The following is a 22,344-nucleotide window of genomic DNA, read 5'->3' as shown; positions in this document are numbered from 1 at the left end:
CATAAAATTTCAATAGTATCATTGTATTGACCTGTATCTTCTTCAATAGTGTCAAAAATACGACCACGACAAAAAGGGTATCCATATTTATCTATAAATCCGCCTGCTGCTCCAGCATATTCAAAATGCGATTTCTTTTTGCGGTCTAAAATCTTGGGTTGAATTATTGCTGTTTTTTCGTCAGTGTTAAATTCGTTTACAATAGGTTGCAGCCAATTTTTAGTTACTTCAATATCGCTATTCAATAAACAGAGTAGAGGTGCTTTAACTTTTTTTAGAGCATCGTTGTAACCTTTGGCATAGCCACCATTTTCGGTATTTTTAATAATTTTAACTGATGGAAAATGTTCTGAGACATATTGAACAGAATCATCAGTAGATGCATTGTCGGCAACATATACCGCTGCGTTTTCTGAATACTGTATTACAGATGGTAAAAACTGCTGAAGTAGTGCTTTACCATTCCAGTTTAAAATAACAATGGCTATGTCTTTTGTGCTGTACATTTACAATGTGGTGTAATCAGGAATATCTTTTAAAAACGTATAACGTTCTGCTTCAGTATCCATTTGGCAATAATAATGATTAATACCATTAGTTACCATTAAGTACTCTGCATTTAAGGTTAGGTTATAACGTGCAATTTGGTCAAAAGTTTTTTGATCTATTTTTATAGAGTGAGATTTACATTCTACAATTAAATAGATGCTGCCATTAGGATTAAAAACAACAATATCGTAACGTTTTTTTAAGCCATTGATGGTTAATTCTTTTTCAACATTAATTAAAGATTTAGGATATTTCTTTTCGTTAATAAGATAATGCACACAGTGTTGACGAACCCATTCCTCGGGTTGAAGAATGATGAATTTTTTCCGAATGACATCAAAAATAGAAACTTTATTTTCTGTACTTTTGAATCGGTATTCAAACTTTGGAAAGTTGAGCTCTTGAAACACTGTATTGCTTAAAATTTTATCAAATTTAAAGGAGAATACTACAAAACACAATTTTCAAATCCCTAAATCTAAAATTATTTATTTTCATTTAATTATTGGGATTTTGAATTTAGTCATTGAATTTTTTAAGCTTTGGACGAAGTAAAACAATTAGTTGCTGCAATAAAAAAAGGAGATATTAAGCCTATTTATTTTTTAATGGGTGAGGAGGCTTATTATATTGATAAGATTTCAGATTTTATTGAAAATAATATTTTAGACGAAGCAGAGAAAGGTTTTAACCAAATGGTGCTTTATGGTAGAGATGTGTCTGTAGATGATATTGTAAGTAATGCCAAGCGTTATCCAATGATGGCTGAGCGACAAGTGGTTATTGTTAAAGAAGCTCAGGATCTTAGTAGAACGATTGAAAAATTGGCATCTTATGCCGAAAATCCTCAGCCAACTACGGTTTTGGTTGTAAACTACAAGTATAAAAAACTAGATAAGCGTAAAGCGCTTTATAAAGCTATAAATAAAAGTGGTAGTGTAGTTTTTGAAAGTAAAAAGCTATACGATAATCAGGTGCCAGATTGGATTAGACGCGTTTTAAAAGGGCAAGGCTATGATATTTCTCCAAAAGCAGCGCAGATGCTTGTTGAATTTTTGGGTACGGATTTGAGTAAAGTGAATAATGAGCTCGATAAATTAAAAATTGTACTTCCTAAAGGTACTCAGATAACACCAGAGCATATCGAAGAAAATATAGGTATAAGTAAAGACTTCAATAATTTTGAATTACGTAAGGCTGTTGGTGAACGTAATATTGTAAAAGCGCATCAAATTGCGAAGTATTTTGCTGATAATCCTAAGGATAATCCTATGGTTGTTACAGTAGCATTATTGTTTAATTTCTTTTCGCAGTTATTGCATTTGCACGGAATGACTGATAAAAATCCAAGAAGTGTGGCTTCTGCCTTAAGGGTTAATCCTTACTTTGTAAATGAATATTTAACAGCTGCTCGTAACTATCCTATGAAGAAAGTAAGTGCTGTAATAGCTTTGCTTCGAGAGTTTGATGTAAAAAGCAAAGGTGTTGGTGCAAATGCAGTTCCTCAAGGTGATTTGCTTAAAGAGTTATTGGTCAGGATTTTGGGTTAGACTTTGTGAATTCTTAAATAGTTGCAATACTGAATTCATTTAGACATCAGTATATTACTGAACAATCAACCGTTTTGTTATTGAGTTCTTGTTTGAAGAATCTTCAATTTTAATTAAATAAATTCCAGATTTTAAATCCGATATATCTATTTGTTTTTTAGTAGATGTTTTCACTAATTTCCCTAGGATATCGTAGATTTTTGTTTTCAGGTTATCTTGATTTAAAGTAATCCTATTTGTGGTAGGATTAGGAAAAAAAGATATGCTTTTGGTATTTGCTTTAGAAACAGACAAGGTAGATGTATTAAAGCTATATAGCGCAGACAGTAATCCGCTATTTCCTTCTGCTGTGATATAGTATTCATCTGCACTGATTGGATAAATAGCTTCAATTTGAAATGAATAATTTTCAGGAACAGCTATTGAAGTTTTTGTAACTGTTCCGTTAGAAAATAAACCAGAATTAAACCCTGTTAATTCTATTAAAAAAGCACCATTGGTATCAAAACCTGTTATAACAATAGTATTACTTAATGCGTTAAATGTTGCACCAGAAACCAAGCCGCCTGCTGTGACAGCATCTATATTAGAAATGCTATGTGTGCCTGGTGTTTTTGGTAGTTCGTAAATATTGGTGTTGCCATCTACCCAATTTCTGGTAAAAATGTATAGTTTATTATTGAAATGAATTAAGCTTTCAGCATCAAAATTTGTAGCAAATGGACTTGTTGTAAAATCAGTTTGATCACTGTAGCTATAGTGAATTATATCTGCTGTAACTTCAGTGTTATTAAAATAATCCGTTATAGCAATTCTATAGACTTTTAAATCGGTTCGGTCTCCTTGGTAGTTTCCAAAGTCTCCAACATAAATATAAGTATCATCATGGGTTAAATCTTCCCAATCTACATTTGTTGCATTGGTAATAGTTACTGTTCTTGTAACAATTCCTGTGGAAACATCTATGTCAAATAACTCATTGGTATTTGCGCTATCGTTATGTGTAATTAAAGTGTTGTTGAGGTACAATAATCCTGAAGTTTCATTTACTGTTGCATCTAGTGTGGTTTCTAATGTAAATTGCTGTGCATTAGTAACTAAGGTTAAGGATAATAAAACAATGAAGAATTGGACTAATCTTTTCATAGGTGCTAAATGATGTTCAAATGTAATTATTCTAGAAATTAAGTAGTTAAAAAAGATATAAGCCACAATTATTTAGGGTAAACTGTGATTATTGATAATGTTTTAAACATCTAAAAGACGATGGTAATGTAATAACTCTTCGTTTGTAGGTGGTAAAGTTCCTACACCAATTAGCTTAAATCCTAAACGTTCTAATAGCTTTCTAGATCTTAAATTTTCTTCTAAAGTATATGCGCTAAGTTCAGTCAACTCGTGTACATTTCTCATATACTTAATTAATTCTGTGTTTGCTTCAAAAGCATAACCTTTGCCTTCGAAGTTTGGTAAAAATGCAAATCCGATATCTGGTTCAGATTTACCTTCTCTATGATATACTCCACAAGTGCCAATTTTCTTGTGGTTTTCTTTTAAGAAAATTACGTTGTTTCCGTATCCAAATTTTTCAAATTGCGGTAAGGCTTTCTCTTGTATATACGCTTCTGCACCTTTTTCTGTAGTTACATTTCTATCACCTATAAATTCAATCCATTTGGGTGTATTCATAAGTTCTAATATAAATGGAGCATCTTCTGTAGCAACAGATTTTATATATAGTCTTTTGGTCTCAAATATTTTTTTCACACTTATAAGTTATCTAAGAAAATTGTTATTCATTTGACATGGAATATGTTATTTTTACAAACAAAATATAGCATTCAATATACAGAATTTTTAGATGAAAATATTTTCAAAAGAACAAATTTACGAAGGTGATAGGTTAACAACCGAAAGGCAAAATATTTCCTCAACAGATCTTATGGAACGTGCAGGAACCCAAATATTCAATTGGATTCATATGCGTATGCAAGGAGCACAAGTGCCTATACATGTGTTTTGTGGTATTGGTAATAATGGAGGTGATGGTCTTGTATTGGCAAGGCATTTAATAACGCATGGCTATAATGTAATTACTTATATTGTTAATTGTAGCGATAAGCGTTCTAAAGATTTCTTAATTAATTACGATAGAATTAAAGATGTTACCAAAGACTGGCCAAAGATGCTTAGTTGTGGTGGTGATTATTCAGATATTGTTATTGAAGAACGAGACATTATTGTAGATGCAGTTTTTGGAATTGGGCTTAACCGTCCGCCAAATGATTGGGTGCAAGAATTATTTCAACGATGGAGAGCTTCTAAAGCATTTACACTTTCTGTAGATATTCCGTCCGGATTATATACAGACAAAGCTGTTGAAGATGAAAATGCCGTTGTACATGCAAATTATACCATTAGTTTTCAGTCTCCAAAACTAGTTTTTTTCTTGCCTGAAACAGCTAAATATACAGTACAGTGGGAGGCTTTAGATATAGGTATTGATAGAGCATATTTAATGCAAACATCTACTGAAGTTGAACTTATTGCTAAATATGAAGTTTTACCTATTTATAAACCACGAGATAAGTTTGCTCATAAAGGAAATTTTGGTCATGCGCTAATTATTGGAGGTAGCTATGGAAAAATAGGTGCTGTAAATTTAGCAAGTAGAGCTGCTTTGAGTTCTGGTGCTGGTTTGGTTACCGCTTATGTACCTAAATGTGGTTATCATAGTTTGCAGTCTTCATTACCTGAAGCTATGGTGATTACAGATACTGAAGAAAACCTTATTAGCAATATTGATTTTGATATAGAGCCAAGCGTTATAGGCATTGGAGTAGGATTGGGAACTGCAGAGGAAACTACTAAAGCTTTGGAAGCATTTTTAAAAAACAATAAAACACCTTTAGTAATTGATGCTGATGGGCTAAATATTTTATCTCAGAAAAAAACACTTTTAGAGTTGCTGCCAGAGCAAACAGTATTAACACCTCATCCTAAAGAATTAGAACGTTTAGTAGGGAAGTGGACTGACGATTTTGATAAGCTTAAAAAAGTAAAAGCATTTTCTAAAAATTATAAAATCATTGTTGTAATAAAGGGAGCAAATACTATTACCGTTTTTGGAGATAAATTATATGTTAATACCACAGGTAATCCAGGAATGGCAACTGCAGGAAGTGGTGATGTGCTCACAGGAATTATTACAGGTTTAATAGCGCAAGGTTACGAACCGCTCGCAGCTACTATTTTCGGTATTTATCTTCACGGAAAATCAGCAGATATTTCTTTAGAAGATTATGGCTATCAGAGCTTAATGGCTTCACATATAATTGAGACTATTGGTGCAGCTTATATCGATTTATTTCAGCAACCAGAACAAGAACAGCAACAAGAAAAACAACAGCAGCAAGCACAATAAAAACATTATGGATAACTATCATATTATTTCTTCAGATACTTTAGATATAGTTACGATATACAATATATTTAATGAAAAAAAGAAGTTAAAACTTTCAGAAGAATCAATAAAAAAAATAGAAACATGTAAGAGCTACCTTAATAACAAATTAGTAGATAGTAAAAAACCAATGTATGGTATTAATACAGGTTTTGGTTCTTTATATAATGTGAAAATTTCTGATAACGATTTAACCAAGCTTCAGGAAAATTTGGTAATGTCTCATGCGTGCGGAACAGGAGATCGCGTTCCGGAATCTATTGTAAAGGTAATGCTGCTTTTAAAGATTCAGTCTTTAAGTTATGGACATAGTGGTGTTCAATTAAAAACGGTAGAGCGACTTATAGATTTTTTTAATCATGATATTTTTCCTTTTGTATATACTCAAGGGTCTTTAGGTGCATCTGGTGATTTAGCACCTTTGGCGCATTTGGCTTTACCGCTTTTAGGAAAAGGAAGCGTAGTGCATGAGGGTGAAAATTATGAAGCTTCAGAACTTTTGAAAAAGTTTAATTGGGAACCTATTCAGCTTGAAGCTAAAGAAGGATTAGCGCTATTAAATGGAACTCAATTTATGAGCTCTTATGGAGTGTACTTGCTTTTAATGTCTCATAAAACATCATATATGGCAGATATAATTGCTGCAATTTCATTAGAAGCCTTTGATGGTAGGTTAGATCCTTTTCATGATTTAGTGCATGATGTAAGGCCTCATCCAGGTCAAAGAAAAGTAGCAAAACGATTCAATGAAATATTAGAAGGAAGTGAATTAATCACTAGAGAAAAAGAGCATGTGCAAGATCCTTATTCTTTTCGTTGTATACCTCAAGTACATGGAGCAACTAAAGATACTCTAGATTTTGTAGAGAAAGTTATTTTAACTGAGATTAATGCAGTAACAGATAATCCTAATATTTTTAGTGAAGAAGATTTAATAATTTCTGGTGGAAACTTCCACGGACAGCCTTTGGCTTTGGCTTTAGATTATTTAAAAATAGCTATGGCAGAGATAGGAAATATCTCAGAACGAAGAATTTTTCAGTTAGTATCAGGATTACGTGGACTACCAGCATTCTTGGTTGATAATCCAGGTTTAAACTCTGGTTTTATGATTCCACAATACACAGCAGCAAGTATTGTAAGTGCTAATAAGCAATTGGCAACACCTGCTAGTATTGATAGTATTGTATCTAGCAATGGTCAAGAAGACCATGTAAGTATGGGAGCTAATGCAGCTACACAAGCTTATCGTTTAATTAGAAATGTAGAGCGTGTTATAGCTATTGAATTAATGAATGCTTCTCAGGCTATTGAATTTAGAAGACCTGCGAAAACGTCACCATTACTAGAGTCATTTTTAGAGCATTACAGAAAGGTAGTACCTTTTATAAAAGAAGATCAGTTTTTACATGAAGATATTGAGGCATCTATTCAGTTTTTAAAGGACGTAGATATTGAGGTGGAAGAGTTGTTTTTAAATAATTATGGTGTTGAAAAGCATTAAGAAAGTATAGATTAATTCTTTTTTGTAAGCTCATTTGCCCAATCTATAGCTTCATCTATATTTTCAAAAATTTCAAAAGGTTTTGCAAAAAACATTTGTTCTATTTCAGCATTAACTTTTGCCTGATAGTTGTTAGAGACAACTGCAAAACCTTTTAAGTTTTTGACGTTGGTCGTTTTAAAATAAATTTTTGGATCAACTGAATATGAGTTAATTCTATGACTGATATATACAAAAGGCTTATCTGTAAAATACATTATAGCAACTTCTTCAAGAATTTCGTTATGATCTGGTGTAATATTTACACCTTCTTTTATGATAGTGACGATATAATTATCATAAATCATCATATCACAAAAGTCAAAAGTTAGGGAATCTTTCATGACTAATAGTTTAAATAAAGCTTAAAGTAAAAAAAAACTCATTTATAATAAATGAGTTTTATCATGTTAGTTTAATTATGTTATGATTCTGTTGCTTTATCAGAGCTTTTTACTTTAATTTTTAAGATATCATTTTTAGTGTCTAAATCCATAGTAATTGTATCTCCTTCTTGGATTTTAGCATTTATAATCTCTTCTGCAAGAACATCTTCTACATACTTCTGAATAGCTCTGTTTAAAGGTCTTGCGCCATATTGCTTGTCAAATCCTTTGTCAGCAATATATGCTTTAGCTTCATCTGTAAGTTTTAGATCGTAGCCTAAATCTTTAATTCTAGAAATTAGCTTTACTAATTCAATATCAATAATTTTATTGATATCATCTTTTTCTAGAGCATTAAATACTATAACATCATCAATTCTATTAAGAAATTCTGGTGCAAATGCTTTTTTAAGCGCATTTTCTATAATTGCCTTAGCATAATCAGACTCTTGAGCTTCTTTGGCAGAAGTGCCAAAACCAACACCTGTGCCAAAATCTTTTAGTTTACGAGCACCAATGTTTGAAGTCATGATAATAATTGTATTTCTAAAGTCAATTTTGCGACCTAAGCTATCTGTTAAGTATCCATCATCTAACACTTGTAAAAGCATATTAAATACATCAGGATGTGCTTTTTCAATTTCATCTAAAAGCACAACAGCATAAGGTTTGCGTCTAATCTTTTCGGTAAGCTGACCGCCTTCTTCGTAACCAACATAACCGGGAGGTGCGCCAATTAATCTAGATACAGCAAATTTTTCCATATACTCACTCATATCTATTCTTACCAAAGCTTCATTACTATCAAACAGTTCGTTTGCTAATACTTTTGCTAATTGGGTTTTACCAACACCTGTTTGACCTAAGAAAATAAATGAACCAATTGGTTTGTTGGGATCTTTAAGACCAGCTCTATTACGTTGAATTGCTTTTACAACTTTTGCTACAGCATTATCTTGACCAATAACTTTACCTTTAATTAGATCTGGTAATTGTGCAAGTTTATTAAGTTCGGTTTGTGCAATTTTATTTACAGGAATACCTGTCATCATAGAAATGACATCTGCAACATTATCTTCTGTAACAACTTCTCTATGCTGTTTAGTTTCTTCTTCCCATTTTTCTTGTGCAGAGGCCAGTTCTTTTTCTAAGCGTTTTTCGTCATCTCTAAGCTTGGCAGCTTCTTCGTATTTCTGTTTCTTAACAACACTGTTTTTAGTTTCTTTAACTTCTTCAAGTTTTTTCTCTAATTCTAGTATTTGTTTAGGAACATCAATATTAGTAATGTGTACACGAGAACCAGCTTCGTCTAACGCATCAATAGCTTTGTCTGGTAAGAAACGCTCTGTCATGTATCTATTTGTTAACTTTACACAAGCTTCAATAGCTTCATCTGTGTAATCAACATTATGATGTTCTTCGTATTTAGATTTAATGTTGTTTAAAATCTCAATGGTTTCTTCAACAGTAGTAGGTTCAACAATTACTTTCTGGAAACGACGCTCTAACGCGCCATCTTTTTCAATATATTGTCTGTACTCATCTAATGTTGTAGCGCCAATGCATTGAATTTCGCCTCTTGCTAATGCTGGTTTAAACATGTTTGAAGCGTCTAAACTTCCTGTAGCTCCTCCAGCTCCAACAATAGTATGAATCTCATCAATAAAGAGAATAATGTCATCATTCTTTTCGAGCTCGTTCATAACAGCTTTCATGCGTTCTTCAAACTGACCTCTATACTTGGTTCCGGCAACTAAACTTGCTAAATCTAAAGTAACAACGCGTTTGTTGAAAAGTGTACGTGATACTTTACGTTTAACAATTCTTAAGGCTAAACCTTCTGCAATGGCAGATTTACCAACACCAGGTTCACCAATTAATAAAGGATTGTTCTTTTTACGCCTGCTTAGTATTTGAGAGACACGTTGTATTTCTTTTTCTCTACCTACAACAGGATCTAACTTTCCTTCTTCTGCAAGTATAGTTAAGTCTCTACCAAAATTATCTAAAACTGGTGTTTTAGATTTTTTATTTGTTTTACTAGATGAACTGCCACCAAATGGGTTTTGTTTAGCTCCATCTTCTTCATTGACATCATCATCTGAGTAAGATTCTGCTCTTGGTTCGTCTATATAATCATCTTCGCTTGTAATCATAGATTTAAATTCTTCTTTTACGTTATCATAATCAACTCTGAGTTTATTTAATAACTTGGTTGTTGGGTCATTTTCATTTCTTAATATACACAGCAATAAATGTGCTGTATTTATAGATGTACTTTGAAATAACTTAGCTTCTAAAAAAGTAGTTTTTAAAGCACGTTCTGCTTGCCTTGTTAAGTGCAGATTCTTTTTTTCGTTAGATGTTGTAGTAATATTAGGATTTGCTGGACTTAATATCTCAACTTTACGTCTTAAATGATTTAAGTCTACATCTAATGTGCTAAGAATATCAATAGCTTTGCCACTGCCATCTCTTAAAAGACCTAACATTAAATGTTCGGTACCAATGAAATCATGACCTAGGCGTAAAGCTTCTTCTTTGCTAAAAGCTATAACATCTTTAACTCTTGGGGAAAAATTATCGTCCATAGTAAATTCCTTTCTGCATTAAAAATAGTAAAAACATATTATCTAATAGTCAAAAATCATACCTTAAATAAAATGCGTAAACGAATAGACTAAAAAAGCTTTTTAAATCAAAGCAAATTCTTAGATACTTATTAACGAAAAAGATATTAAAAATTGTTAATAAAAACTCTTAAAAATGGCTTTTTAATTCTCTTTAAACACTACTAAAATGGTTATATTAGCACGTTTTGAAAACCTACAAAAAATCTAATTAATTTTATATATGGCAGAAGGAGAAAAACTCATTCCGATTAACATTGAAGATGAAATGAAATCGGCTTACATTGATTACTCAATGTCAGTCATAGTGTCACGTGCGTTACCAGATGTAAGAGATGGTTTAAAGCCAGTTCATAGACGTGTGCTTTATGGTATGCACGAGCTAGGTGTTAGAGCCAATACAGCTCATAAAAAATCAGCAAGAATTGTTGGTGAAGTCTTAGGTAAATATCACCCACACGGAGATACATCGGTTTATGACACTATGGTGCGTATGGCTCAAGAATGGAGTTTGCGTTATATGTTAGTTGATGGGCAAGGTAACTTTGGTTCTGTAGATGGTGATAGTCCTGCAGCAATGCGTTATACTGAAGCCAGAATGCAGAAGATTTCGGAAGAAATGCTTGCAGATATTGATAAAGAAACTGTAGATCATAAACTAAATTTTGATGATACGTTAGAAGAGCCTACTGTATTGCCAACACGTATACCAGGTCTATTAGTTAATGGTGCTTCTGGTATTGCAGTTGGTATGGCAACCAATATGCCACCTCATAACCTAACAGAAGTTGTTAATGGAACTATTGCCTATATAGACAACAATGATATAGAGGTTGATGAATTAATGCAACATATTAAAGCGCCAGATTTTCCTACAGGTGGAACTATTTATGGTTATGATGGTGTAAAAGAAGCATTCCATACAGGTCGTGGACGTATTGTAATGCGAGGTAAGGCTAATATTGAAGAAGTTAATGGAAGAGAATGTATTATAGTTAATGAAATTCCATACCAAGTTAACAAAGCAGACATGATTAAAAAGACTGCAGACTTGGTTAATGATAAAAAGCTTGAAGGTATATCTACAATACGTGACGAGTCTGATAGAAAAGGAATGCGTATTGTCTATGTATTAAAACGCGATGCTATTCCTAATATAGTACTTAATAAATTATATAAGTATACGGCTTTACAATCTTCTTTTAGTGTAAATAATATTGCATTAGTAAAAGGTCGTCCTCAGCTTCTTAATTTAAAAGAGTTAATACATTACTTCGTAGAGCACAGACACGAGGTAGTTATAAGACGTACACAATACGAATTACGTAAAGCAGAAGAACGCGCTCATATATTAGAAGGTTTAATAATTGCTTCCGATAATATTGATGAAGTTATTGCGCTTATTAGAGCATCTTCTAATGCAGAAGAAGCTAGAGCTAAATTGATAGAGCGTTTTGAGCTGACTGAAATTCAAGCAAAAGCTATTGTAGAGATGCGTCTACGTCAGTTAACTGGTCTAGAGCAAGATAAGTTAAGAGCTGAGTATGAGGAGTTAATGAAGACTATTGAAGATCTTAAAGATATCCTAGATAAGAAAGATCGTAGAATGGATATCATTAAAACTGAATTAGAAGTTATTAGAGATAAGTATGGTGATGAGCGTCGTTCAGTAATTGAATATGCAGGTGGAGATCTTAGTATTGAGGATATGATACCAAATGAGAAAGTAGTGATTACTATTTCTCATGCAGGTTATATAAAACGAACTTCTTTAACAGAATATAAAACTCAAAATAGAGGTGGAGTTGGTCAAAAAGCTTCAACAACACGTAATGAAGATTTCTTAGAGCATTTATTTGTTGGTACAAACCATCAGTACATGTTATTCTTTACGCAAAAAGGAAAATGTTTCTGGATGCGTGTTTATGAAATACCAGAAGGATCAAAAACATCAAAGGGTAGAGCTATACAAAACCTTATTAATATAGAACAAGATGATAAGGTAATGGCATTTATATGTACGCAAGATCTTAAAGATGAAGCATACATTAACAGTCATTATGTCATCATGGCAACCAAAAAAGGTCAAGTTAAGAAAACATCTTTAGAGCAATATTCGAGACCTCGTACTAATGGCATTAATGCTATAACCATTAAAGAAGATGATACTTTATTAGAAGCTAAACTAACTACTGGCGAAAGTCAGGTAATGTTAGCACTTAAGTCTGGTAAGGCTATTCGATTTGAAGAGGCTAAAACGAGACCTATGGGTAGAAATGCTTCAGGTGTAAGAGGTATAACACTTGGTCATGAAAATGATGAGGTTATTGGAATGATTGCAGTAAACGATATGGAAAGTAATATCTTGGTAGTATCTGAAAATGGTTACGGAAAGCGTTCAAGTTTAGATGATTATAGAATTACCAATAGAGGGGGAAAAGGTGTAAAGACTATTTCTATTACTGATAAAACAGGTAACTTAGTATCTATAAAGAATGTAACAGATGATGATGATTTAATGATTATTAATAAGTCTGGTATAGCTATAAGAATGGAGGTAGCAGATCTTCGTGTAATGGGAAGAGCAACTCAAGGTGTAAAGCTTATTAATTTAAAAGGAAAAGATTCTATTGCAGCTGTTGCTAAAGTAATGAAAGATGATGAGGGTGAAACTGAAGAAATGGATATAACTAATAATCAAGAGCAAAGTGAAGATGGCACGGCTCTTGATACTAATGAAACTGAAAACTAAAATTAACAACACAAATTATTATTACAAAATGAAAAATTTAATGACATTAGTGCTTGTACTTGCAGTATCTACAATGTCTTTTGCTCAAAAGAATGAAATAAAAGCAATTGAAAAAGCACTTAAAATTTCAAATTTTGCAAATGCTAAATCTGCAGTTTCTGCAGCTGAAGCATTGATGGGCAATATGGATGATAAAATGAAAGCTAAGTTTTATTTTCTTAAAGCTAAGGCGCTTTATGCTAATGGTGCTGGAACCGATAAGGATGTAGATATGGCAATAGCTACTTTAGGTGAGTTAAAAAATCATGAATCATCTATAGGGAAGCTTAGATATACAGAGCAAGCTAATAAAATGAAAACAGAAATTTATAATTCTTTTTTGCAGAAAGCAAATGAAGCATTTAATAATAAAAATCTGGCTGTAGCTTCTAAAGCATATGAGAATATATATAAAATATCTCCAAAGGATACAGTCTATTTATACAATGCGGCATTACTAGCTGCTCAGAATAATGATTATGAAACTTCTTTAAAACATTTTGTTAAACTTAAGAATTTAGGTTTTACAGGTATAAAAATGAATTATGTTGCTACTAATAAGGAGTCTGGAGGCGAAGAATTCTTCCCAAATGAAGCTAATAGAGATTTTGCCATTAAAACTTTAAAGACGCATGTTAAACCTGAGAATAGAATGGAAGAATCTAAACGCGCCAACATTGTTAAAAACATTGCATTTATATATGTGTCACAGGGAAATAATGAGAAAGCTTTAGCAGCAATAAAAGATGCTAGAGATGAATTCCCTGATGATAATAGCTTGGTTTTAACCGAAGCTTCTGTGCAAATTAAGGTAGGAAATAATGAAAGAGCTTTTAAGTTATTTAAGGAAGCGCTTAAGAGAGAGCCTAATAACCCAGATTTAAATTATAATGTAGGTATTACAGCAATGGAAGTTAAGCAGTATGATGTTGCTAAAACGGCATTTGCTCAAGCATTAAGCCTTAAACCTGATTATGCTAATGCTGCATTAAATTTATCTTTCTTAGAAGTTGATAAAGGAAATGCAATGAATGATGAAATGAATTCTTTAGGAAATTCTGCAGCAGATAATAAGAGATATGATGAATTAAGATCTCAAAAAAGTGAATTGTTTAAGACTGGTGCTGAAATTTTAGAAAAATTCATATCAAACAACCAAAATATGAAAAATGCTGATATTTATAATCAATTAGCAAATATTTACAGTGCTTTGGGTGAAACAGAAAAGTATAAATCTAATAAAGAAAAAGCTAAGCAAATAGAAGCTGGTAATTAAGATTATTTTCAAGAGATTAAAAAAATGCGACTTTATATAAAGTCGCATTTTTTTTTAAATTATCTTTTTAATAACTCTAAGCCTGTGAGTATGGGTCTTTTTATCGATGTTAAAAATACCACTGTGATCTAAGCGATCTATCCTCACTTTACCATGTGCGTGAATAATATAATTGTCTTTTAATATTATTCCTACATGTGTTATTATACCTTCAGAATTGTCAAAAAATGCTAAATCACCAGGTTCACTTTCTTCAATAAAACTCAAAGCAATTCCTTGAGTAGCTTGTTGAGAGGCGTCACGTAATAATTTATAGCCATTAAGCTTATAGACCATTTGTGTAAACCCAGAGCAATCAATACCAAAGGGGGTTTTTCCTCCCCATAAATATGGAGCATTAAGGTACAGAAATGAAGTTTTTATAATATTGGCTTTTCCATTTTTTGATGTAATCTTATTGCCGTCAAAACTTTGTTTAAAAAGTTCTAAACAATTAAGATTAGAACCTAATGGAATTGGATAAAGATCATTGTTTGCGTCTGCTACAAATTCAATTAAATCTTTAGATAAGCAAATGTTAGATTCTATTAGTTGATTGTATTGTTCTTTTTCAACCTCAAAATATTGTTTGTTATCAATCCAACCTTCATATTTATCATAAGCAAAACGAATACGACTCCATTTTTTTCGTTGTTCTAAAACTTTAAAAACGTCACCATATAAAGCCTGAGTTACCATTTCACTAGTATCAGCAGGCTCAAGTCGTATAGGTACAATCCCTAGATTGCAAATTCCGTATTGCATATAAGAAATTTAAGCGCGTTCTAATACCATCGCTGAGGCTCCGCCACCACCATTACATATTGCAGCTGCACCTATTTTTGCATCGTTTTGTTGTAATACATTAATTAGTGTAACCAAAATTCTAGCACCAGAACATCCTAATGGGTGACCTAATGATACAGCTCCTCCATTAACGTTAACATTATCGCTAGTTAATCCTAAAATTTTCATGTTAGCTAAACCTACAACTGAAAACGCTTCATTAAATTCAAAATAATCTACATCATCTAATTCTACATTAGCTTTTGCTAAAGCTTTTGGTAATGCTTTTGCAGGTGCGGTTGTAAACCATTTAGGCTCCTGCGCAGCATCTGCATAACCTTTTATAGTTACAAGAGGAGTTAATCCTAATTCTTCAGCTTTATCTTTACTCATTAATACCATTGCAGCAGCTCCATCATTAATAGTAGAAGCGTTAGCAGCAGTAACCGTTCCTTCTTTTGTAAAAGCAGCACGTAGTACAGGAATCTTTTCCATTTTTACGTTAGTATACTCTTGATCTTTAGAAACCACAACTGGTTCACCTCTTCTTTGAGGAACTTCTACAGGAATTACTTCATCGTCAAATTTCCCAGCTTCCCACGCCTTTGCAGATCTTTCATAAGATTGAATAGCAAATGCATCTTGATCTTCTCTAGAGAATTCATATTCTGTAGCACAAGCATCTGCACAAACACCCATAGCCTGTTGATTGTAAGCATCAACTAAACCATCTTTTTGCATGCCATCTTCTAACGTTGCAGGCCCAAACTTTGTTGCACTTCTTGCATGATAATAATGAGGAATAGCACTCATGTTTTCCATTCCACCAGCTACCATAATATCTGCATCACCAAGGCTAATAGCTTGCGCAGCTTGCATTACAGCTTTCATACCAGAAGAACAAACTTTATTTATAGTTGTACAAGGAACTGAGTCTGGGATACCAGCATATATTGCTGCTTGTCTTGCAGGAGCTTGACCAGTGCCAGCTTGCACAACATTTCCCATTAATACTTCATCTACCATTTCTGGCTTTAAATTAATTTTATCTAATGCTCCTTTTATGGCAGCAGCTCCCAATCTTGGTGCTGGTACGCTAGATAAACTTCCTAAAAAACTACCTATTGGTGTTCTAACGGCAGATACGATAACTACATCCTTGTTCATTATAATTCAATTTTAATTATTTCATGCGAAATTAATGATTTTTTGAGATATTTTGGAATGTATTATTGAATATAGCGACCTAAAATTTTAATATTTGTTACATTTGATTTTATATGAAAGAACTTCTAAATAAATGGTACAAAAATCATGCTTTAGTATATAAGATACTTTTGTTCTTGGTAACCACACTGTTTATTGTTTATTTGTTTCCTAAAACAGGGAAGTTTAGGTATTCTTTTGAAAAAGGAAAACCTTGGCAATCTGAAAATTTGTATGCGCCTTTTAATTTCGCGATAAAAAAATCTAAAGACGAAATAGAAAAAGAACAGCTAGGAATTGAAAACGATGCGTCTGTATATTTTGATATAGATTTAAGTACCCAAAAACAAGTAAAACAAAGCTATACCGAAAAATTTAATGAATCTTTTATAGACTCTAGTTCTACAAATGCTATTCTATTTAAAAAAGGGAATTCTATAATTTCTAAATTATATGATAATGGTATTTTAGATACAGATTATTCGTATGCAGAAGACAAATCTGTTGTTTTGGTTTCTTCTGATAATACTGTTGAAAAAAGAATAGAATACAAGAATTTAATTGAAATTAATCAATTAAGAACACGTTTAGAGGATTACTTAGGTACAACAATGTCATCTGAGAAAAAAAATAGAATGATTTCTCTATTTTTTGACATTATTAAGCCCAATGTAACACTCAATGAAAATTTAACTAAGAAAACACTTGAAGAGCAATTGTCTCAAATTTCTCTTACACGAGGAAGCATAGATATAGATCAATTAATAATATCTAAGGGGCAAGTTGTAGAAGATGAGGAGTATAACATATTAAATTCTTTAAAATCTGAATACGAATCGCAAGTATGGAATACGGCTAATTATAATTGGGTACTTGTTGCTTATACTTTACTAGTGGCATTAGCACTATTAATGCTTCTTTTGTTTTTGCAGAAATATAGAATGGAAGTGTTTCAGAACAATACAAAGGTTACGTTTATATTTTTCAATATTGCCATAATGATATTGCTGACTACTTTGGTTATAAATTTTAATTCACAATATATATACGTTGTTCCATTATGTGTATTACCATTGGTGTTAAAAGCATTTTTTGATGCTAGATTAGGATTGTTTGCACATGTATTAACAGTGTTGCTTTTAGGATTTATTGTTCCTAATAGTTATGAGTATATGTTTTTGCAAATTATTGCTGGTATTGTAACGATTTTAACCGTATCGGAATTATATAAACGCGCTAACCTTTTTATTTCTGTTGGGCAAATCACTTTAATATATATAATAGCGTATTTTGCTTTTTTTGTAATTCACGAAGGACAAATAACAAGTCTTAAATGGGAAACTTTTGGATTATTTATTCTCTGTGGTTTAGCAACTTTGTTTGTACAGCCTTTAATTTATATTTATGAAAAGATTTTTGGGTTGGTTTCAGATGTGTCGCTTTTAGAATTATCAGATACTAATGCTAAACTTCTAAAAGAGCTTTCTAACAAGGCGCCTGGTTCTTTTCACCACTCATTAAATGTAGCTAATTTAGCAGAAGCATCTGCTAATGAAATTGGAGCTAATGCGATGTTAGTTAGGGTAGGAGCCTTGTATCATGATATTGGTAAAATGAAAAACCCTACGTATTTTACCGAAAATCAAAGTAATGGTATAAACCCTCATGACGAGCTATCTAGTCAAGAGAGTGCTAAAGTTATTATAGACCATGTTTTAAATGGAATAGAAATAGCTAAAAAATATAACTTACCAGATAGAGTTGTTGATTTTATTAGAACACATCATGGAACCAGTGTTGTCTATTACTTTTACATGAAAGAAAAGGCGGAGAATGAAGAGGTGAAAATTGAAGACTTTTCATATCCAGGACCAAAGCCTTTTAGTAAAGAAACTGCAATATTAATGATGTGTGATAGTGTTGAAGCAGCATCAAAAAGTTTAAAAGAGCCAACAACAACTAAGATTAATGATTTTGTAGAAAATATTATTAATAAGCAAATGGAAAGTGGTCAGTTTTTAAATGCTAATATTACTTTTAAAGAGATTCAATCTATAAAAAAAGTTCTAAAGCATAAGCTTGCTAACATTTATCATCTACGCATTGAATATCCTGAATGATCAAATAAAAAATCCCTATCAATTGCTGATAGGGATTTTTTGTTTAAAATTGAATTACATTCAGTTATTTTTTATAGAATTTCAGGGTTTCTTGTAAACCTTTATCATCTTTGTAAAGCAGAGCGTAAAATCCAGAACTTATTTCAAGTTGATTGGTATCTAATTGAAGTGTTGAAATTGTGTTAGAACTATTAAACTCTTTATTATAAATTACTTTACCTAAGGTGTTAATAATCTTTATGTTTTGGTAATCAGTATTTGATGTGTTAGGAATTTTTATGTTTAAAATATCATTAACAGGATTAGGAAATAGATAAAGCTTTTGAACTTCACTTTTTTCAACTGATTTAATATTATTTATTTCTTGCGTACTTCTATTTTGATTATTTGTTATGTTTCCAAAGATCATAATTTCATTTATAGATGCATAAGGGCTGTTGTACATTGAAAACCTTAAAAGATTGGTTGTTACATCTGTTTCATGACTTACCCAAACGTTATATTTATCACAAGGATCTGTTATTAAGTTTACCCAATCAGTACCGTTATGGTATTCAATTGCAAACTCATGTGTGTTATGCATATCATGGAGGTTGATTTCAGAGATGTGATAATCATTACCTAAATCTACAGTTGTGTGATAGGAATTCTCTGCCATGATATAATAAGGTTTCCAAGACTCGCTAATAGGGTGTTCATTTGCTTCAATATCAGTAAACTGTTCATCAAATAAATACAATGGGGAGTTTATACTACCACCATTTACTAAATCTGTAACCATTGAAGGGGTTATTTGAATTTGTTGAGGTTCTTTTATTATAGGATAACCATATATTATAACCTCATTTACAGATGCATAAGGGCTATTGTACATTGAAAATCTTAAGTGTCTGGCTGTTATATCTGTTTCATGACTTACCCAAACATTATATTTATCACAAGGATCTGTTATTAAGTTTACCCAATCAGTACCGTTATGATATTCAATTGTAAACTCATGTGTGTTATGCATATCATGGAGGTTGATTTCAGAGATGTGATAATCATCACCTAAATCTACAGTTGTATGATAAGAATCTTCGTCCATAAAATAATAGGGTTTCCAAGATTCACTAATAGGATGTTCATTTGCTTCAATATCAGTTAATTGTTCGTCAAACATATATAGTGGTGGATATACACTTCCACCAACTACTTCGTCATTAACCATATCAGATGTTATAATTAATTGAACTGGTGTTGTTGCAGGGTCATCATAAGGTAAAAGCTCAGGGCCACCAGGTGCACCTAAACCTAAATATTCACTTATATTATTACTGCTTAATGAATAATCATTTGTAGTTGGATCTGTAAATTGTATCTCGGAAACAGTACTAAAAAGGTTATTTGATAGAGTTTCGTTGTCAACACCATTTAAATCTCTATAAAAAGGAATGTTTATGTCAAAAACATTATTTGAAGCAAAAAAATCATTCTTCTCATTCATGTTTCTAATGACTTCGTTACCTGTTAGAGATCTAAAATAATTATCTTTTATTTCATCTATCATTAAAGTATCTGAAAAAAGTCTATTGTCACTAAAAATCCCTTTATTATTTGCTATATAATTATTGTAAATAGATACATTGCCTTTTCCGAAATTAATGATTCCGTAATCAGGTGCATCTATTAAAATGTTATTATAAACTAAGGCTACTGAATTGTCGCCAATTTGTAGAACATTCATATGATAACTTTCTTCTTCTAAGCCAGAGTTAATTAGAGTGTTGTTGTAAATTTCAACATCCTCAACAGCATTTGCAATTTGAATTGATTCTCTAAGCGTATTTCGTACTATATTATTATAAACTTTAAGATGTTTAAACTCCATTCCTGATGATTTAGTTTCACCTATATACATACCTTCCGATACATTTTCAATAAAACAATCATGTATAATTAAGTTTTCAAAGATAGGATGTGGAATAGGTGGGTTTCCGTTGTAATCTTTCTTGGCATAAATACCAAAAAAGCCATTATGACTTATCTTAATATTTTCGGCTTCACAATCAGAACTTAATTCTGTAAAAGATAATCCACTTTCTAATGCAGAAAGCTCAAATCCATATTTAAACCCAGGGTGACCTTTACCGCTTAACTTTATGTACTTACAATTTTCAAAAGTTAAAGCACCCCAAGAATTATTGCTAATGCCATCAATTTTAACTTGTCCATTTTTGTTAATAATAACGATAGGTGTTGTGATATTACCTTCTATAAATTCAAATTTTATAGGATTTACTCTTTCTGAATCTATAAAAATGGTGTCTCCTCCAATTAGATTTCTTCCTAAAACTTGATTGTTAATTAGGTAAGGTGAATCTGAGTCGATAACAACATTTTGATTTTGTTGAGCATTTGTTAATGACGAAAATAAGACCGCAATAAAAACAATGAAATAGTTTAAACGTGTTTTTAGTTTTAAAGAAAGCAAGTCTTTAAAACTATTTGAGAGGAATAGAGGGTTTTTCATAATAGTTTTTTTAATGTTCAAAAAAAATAGACGAAACGACGTTATTTTTAGATGAAATAACGTAATGTTAAGTTAAAGGTAAATAAAATATAGATGAATTGTATCTTTTTAGTTAACTTTTTTTTGTATGTAAGTGTAACTTAATCAATGTTTTATGTTGTTTTTAGAGTTGGTTTTTACTTTGTTTAATAAAAACCTTACAAATTTAAGATTATGATTGTTTTTTAACCAAAATAATGTTGTCACTTAGTTGTCATTAAGCTGCATAGGAAACGAGATCTTAGAACTAAGTTGTTGCTGTCTTTTGTAATTAAAAACTGTGTAATTTACCTTACAAATTGGGCAACATCATAATAATCAGATTAGTTAATAGCTTGTAATTTTCCTTTATTAATAAGTGTCTCAATATTTATTCTTTCTGTAAGAGAAAGTCGTTTATGTTTGGAGCTCATTTTTATAAATCGTTAGTTATGTTAAGTTATTGAATTAACCCTTACAATACGAATATTTAAGATAACGTACTCGTATATGTTTTGTGTTTAATATCTATTAATTTATAATTACATAATTAGGTTAAATAAAATAAGCACAGTTTTGTATAGTTAATTATTAAATATAAAAAATGAGGAGTATTTCATTTTATTAGATTTTTGGCATGTACTTTCCTATGTATGTAAGTACAATTAGTACCTGATACAGAAACGTCCAATTCTTATAACCCAATAGATTTGTATTGTGGGTATTTATTTGTTTAAAATATCTATTTAGCGGAAACCTATGGCTAGCTTATATTGATGCTAATGTTAATAGTGGAAAAACGCTATGAAAAATGATACTAGTCTTCTCAAGCTTCAAATTCTAGGTTTATATTCTATAGGGCTTTAGTTAATCGCCGGAAATGAGTACAGAATTAGTTTATGAACAATAACAGAAACTAACATAACAGCAGAGAGTTTAAAAGTAAGTGTTGATACAAAAACCAATATATCTGTTAGAGCTACAACTTTATTGGATTGCCTAATATATCTTTGGGTATTTACTTTGAAGCCATGTAGTGTTTATATCGCAAACTTTTAGCGTATATCATTTTCGGTTTTTAGGCTTATTCGCAAGCATCATCGCAAGCAATATATTTAGATCATATTAATTTTCCTAATACAATTTTCCTAAGCTTTAAACCGTAGGTTCTTGTTAGCTTAGTTTTGCTACTGGTGTAAATCAAATTTAACTTTACAGAAATGATGGAGGTGTATTTACTAATTTAGACTCGAGCTCAAATAATGTTTTGTTTATAAAAGCAAATTTTAAGGATTACGATAATGATATTTTATGCTCTGGGAATATTTTATGTGATACAAAATACTTGAGATAGTTTTGATAAAGTTGATCTTATAGTTTCAGTTCTATAAATTTTTGATTAAAAATAACAAATAATATACAAAACAAAAAAGCCTCACTATTTCTAGTAAGGCTTTTTGTGATCGCGACAGGAT

15 protein-coding genes are annotated in these 22,344 nt (G+C 31.5%); 6 read left to right on the top strand and 9 right to left on the bottom strand.

All coding sequences use genetic code 11. The annotated features are described in order from the left end of the window. Window positions 1-506: glycosyltransferase (locus tag N4A42_RS09285; RefSeq protein ID WP_294073191.1), on the bottom strand; the 506-nt coding region annotated here is incomplete at its 3' end. After that, window positions 507-959 (bottom strand): type I restriction enzyme HsdR N-terminal domain-containing protein, encoded by a 453-nt coding sequence (locus N4A42_RS09280; protein WP_294073188.1) that lies wholly within the window; start codon window positions 957-959, stop codon window positions 507-509. 132 nt (window positions 960-1,091) lie between these two features. Here N4A42_RS09280 and holA point away from each other — a divergent pair, with 132 nt between their 5' ends. Next, a complete protein-coding gene (gene holA / locus N4A42_RS09275) occupies window positions 1,092-2,099 on the top strand; it encodes a DNA polymerase III subunit delta (RefSeq protein WP_294073186.1) in 1,008 nt (335 codons plus the stop codon). Between the two features lie 54 nt (window positions 2,100-2,153). Here the strand turns inward: holA and N4A42_RS09270 are convergent, their stop codons facing one another. Further along, the gene (locus tag N4A42_RS09270; RefSeq protein WP_294073184.1) at window positions 2,154-3,245 is read right to left on the bottom strand and encodes a T9SS type A sorting domain-containing protein; all 1,092 of its coding nucleotides are present in this window, start codon (window positions 3,243-3,245) and stop codon (window positions 2,154-2,156) included. A gap of 102 nt (window positions 3,246-3,347) precedes the next feature. Beyond that, window positions 3,348-3,866, bottom strand: coding sequence for a GNAT family N-acetyltransferase (locus tag N4A42_RS09265; RefSeq protein WP_294073182.1), 519 nt, complete (start codon window positions 3,864-3,866; stop codon window positions 3,348-3,350). Window positions 3,867-3,960: 94 nt separating this feature from the next. Between N4A42_RS09265 and N4A42_RS09260 the strand changes: the two genes are divergently transcribed. After that, complete coding sequence (locus N4A42_RS09260; RefSeq protein ID WP_294073180.1) at window positions 3,961-5,523, top strand: NAD(P)H-hydrate dehydratase; 1,563 nt, start codon at window positions 3,961-3,963, stop codon at window positions 5,521-5,523. Window positions 5,524-5,530: 7 nt separating this feature from the next. After that, window positions 5,531-7,066 carry a histidine ammonia-lyase gene (gene hutH / locus N4A42_RS09255; protein ID WP_294073178.1) on the top strand — a complete coding sequence of 512 codons (1,536 nt, stop codon included), beginning with the start codon at window positions 5,531-5,533 and terminating at the stop codon, window positions 7,064-7,066. 11 nt (window positions 7,067-7,077) lie between these two features. Here the strand turns inward: hutH and N4A42_RS09250 are convergent, their stop codons facing one another. Together N4A42_RS09250 and N4A42_RS09245 are read right to left on the bottom strand one after the other, a co-directional pair. Further along, entirely contained in the window at window positions 7,078-7,449 is a 372-nt protein-coding gene (locus tag N4A42_RS09250) for a hypothetical protein (RefSeq protein ID WP_294073176.1), read from the bottom strand. An 80-nt stretch (window positions 7,450-7,529) separates the two neighbouring features. Further along, window positions 7,530-10,082 carry an ATP-dependent Clp protease ATP-binding subunit gene (locus N4A42_RS09245; protein WP_294073174.1) on the bottom strand — a complete coding sequence of 851 codons (2,553 nt, stop codon included), beginning with the start codon at window positions 10,080-10,082 and terminating at the stop codon, window positions 7,530-7,532. Between the two features lie 262 nt (window positions 10,083-10,344). Between N4A42_RS09245 and gyrA the strand changes: the two genes are divergently transcribed. Then, window positions 10,345-12,873, top strand: coding sequence for a DNA gyrase subunit A (gene gyrA / locus N4A42_RS09240; RefSeq protein ID WP_294073172.1), 2,529 nt, complete (start codon window positions 10,345-10,347; stop codon window positions 12,871-12,873). Between the two features lie 28 nt (window positions 12,874-12,901). After that, window positions 12,902-14,188: a tetratricopeptide repeat protein gene (locus tag N4A42_RS09235; protein ID WP_294073170.1), complete on the top strand. Its 1,287-nt coding sequence runs from the start codon at window positions 12,902-12,904 to the stop codon at window positions 14,186-14,188. A 54-nt stretch (window positions 14,189-14,242) separates the two neighbouring features. On the opposite strand, the gene N4A42_RS09230 is transcribed toward N4A42_RS09235, so the two are convergent. Together N4A42_RS09230 and N4A42_RS09225 are read right to left on the bottom strand one after the other, a co-directional pair. Then, window positions 14,243-14,992 (bottom strand): C40 family peptidase, encoded by a 750-nt coding sequence (locus N4A42_RS09230; protein WP_294073168.1) that lies wholly within the window; start codon window positions 14,990-14,992, stop codon window positions 14,243-14,245. A gap of 9 nt (window positions 14,993-15,001) precedes the next feature. Continuing rightward, on the bottom strand, window positions 15,002-16,180 hold the full coding sequence (locus N4A42_RS09225) for an acetyl-CoA C-acyltransferase (protein ID WP_294073166.1): 1,179 nt from the start codon (window positions 16,178-16,180) through the stop codon (window positions 15,002-15,004). Between the two features lie 113 nt (window positions 16,181-16,293). Here N4A42_RS09225 and N4A42_RS09220 point away from each other — a divergent pair, with 113 nt between their 5' ends. After that, window positions 16,294-18,339 carry an HDIG domain-containing metalloprotein gene (locus N4A42_RS09220; protein WP_294073164.1) on the top strand — a complete coding sequence of 682 codons (2,046 nt, stop codon included), beginning with the start codon at window positions 16,294-16,296 and terminating at the stop codon, window positions 18,337-18,339. A gap of 64 nt (window positions 18,340-18,403) precedes the next feature. Here N4A42_RS09220 and N4A42_RS09215 read toward each other — a convergent pair whose 3' ends face one another. Continuing rightward, window positions 18,404-20,851, bottom strand: coding sequence for a T9SS type A sorting domain-containing protein (locus N4A42_RS09215; RefSeq protein WP_294073162.1), 2,448 nt, complete (start codon window positions 20,849-20,851; stop codon window positions 18,404-18,406). Window positions 20,852-22,344 lie beyond the last annotated feature (1,493 nt).

It is taken from the genome of Winogradskyella sp. (genome assembly GCF_025210595.1).
In the GTDB taxonomy this organism is placed as follows: Bacteria; Bacteroidota; Bacteroidia; order Flavobacteriales; family Flavobacteriaceae; genus Winogradskyella.
The sequence above is the reverse complement of the archived record's forward strand: the minus strand, read 5'-3'. Positions and strand labels throughout refer to the sequence as shown.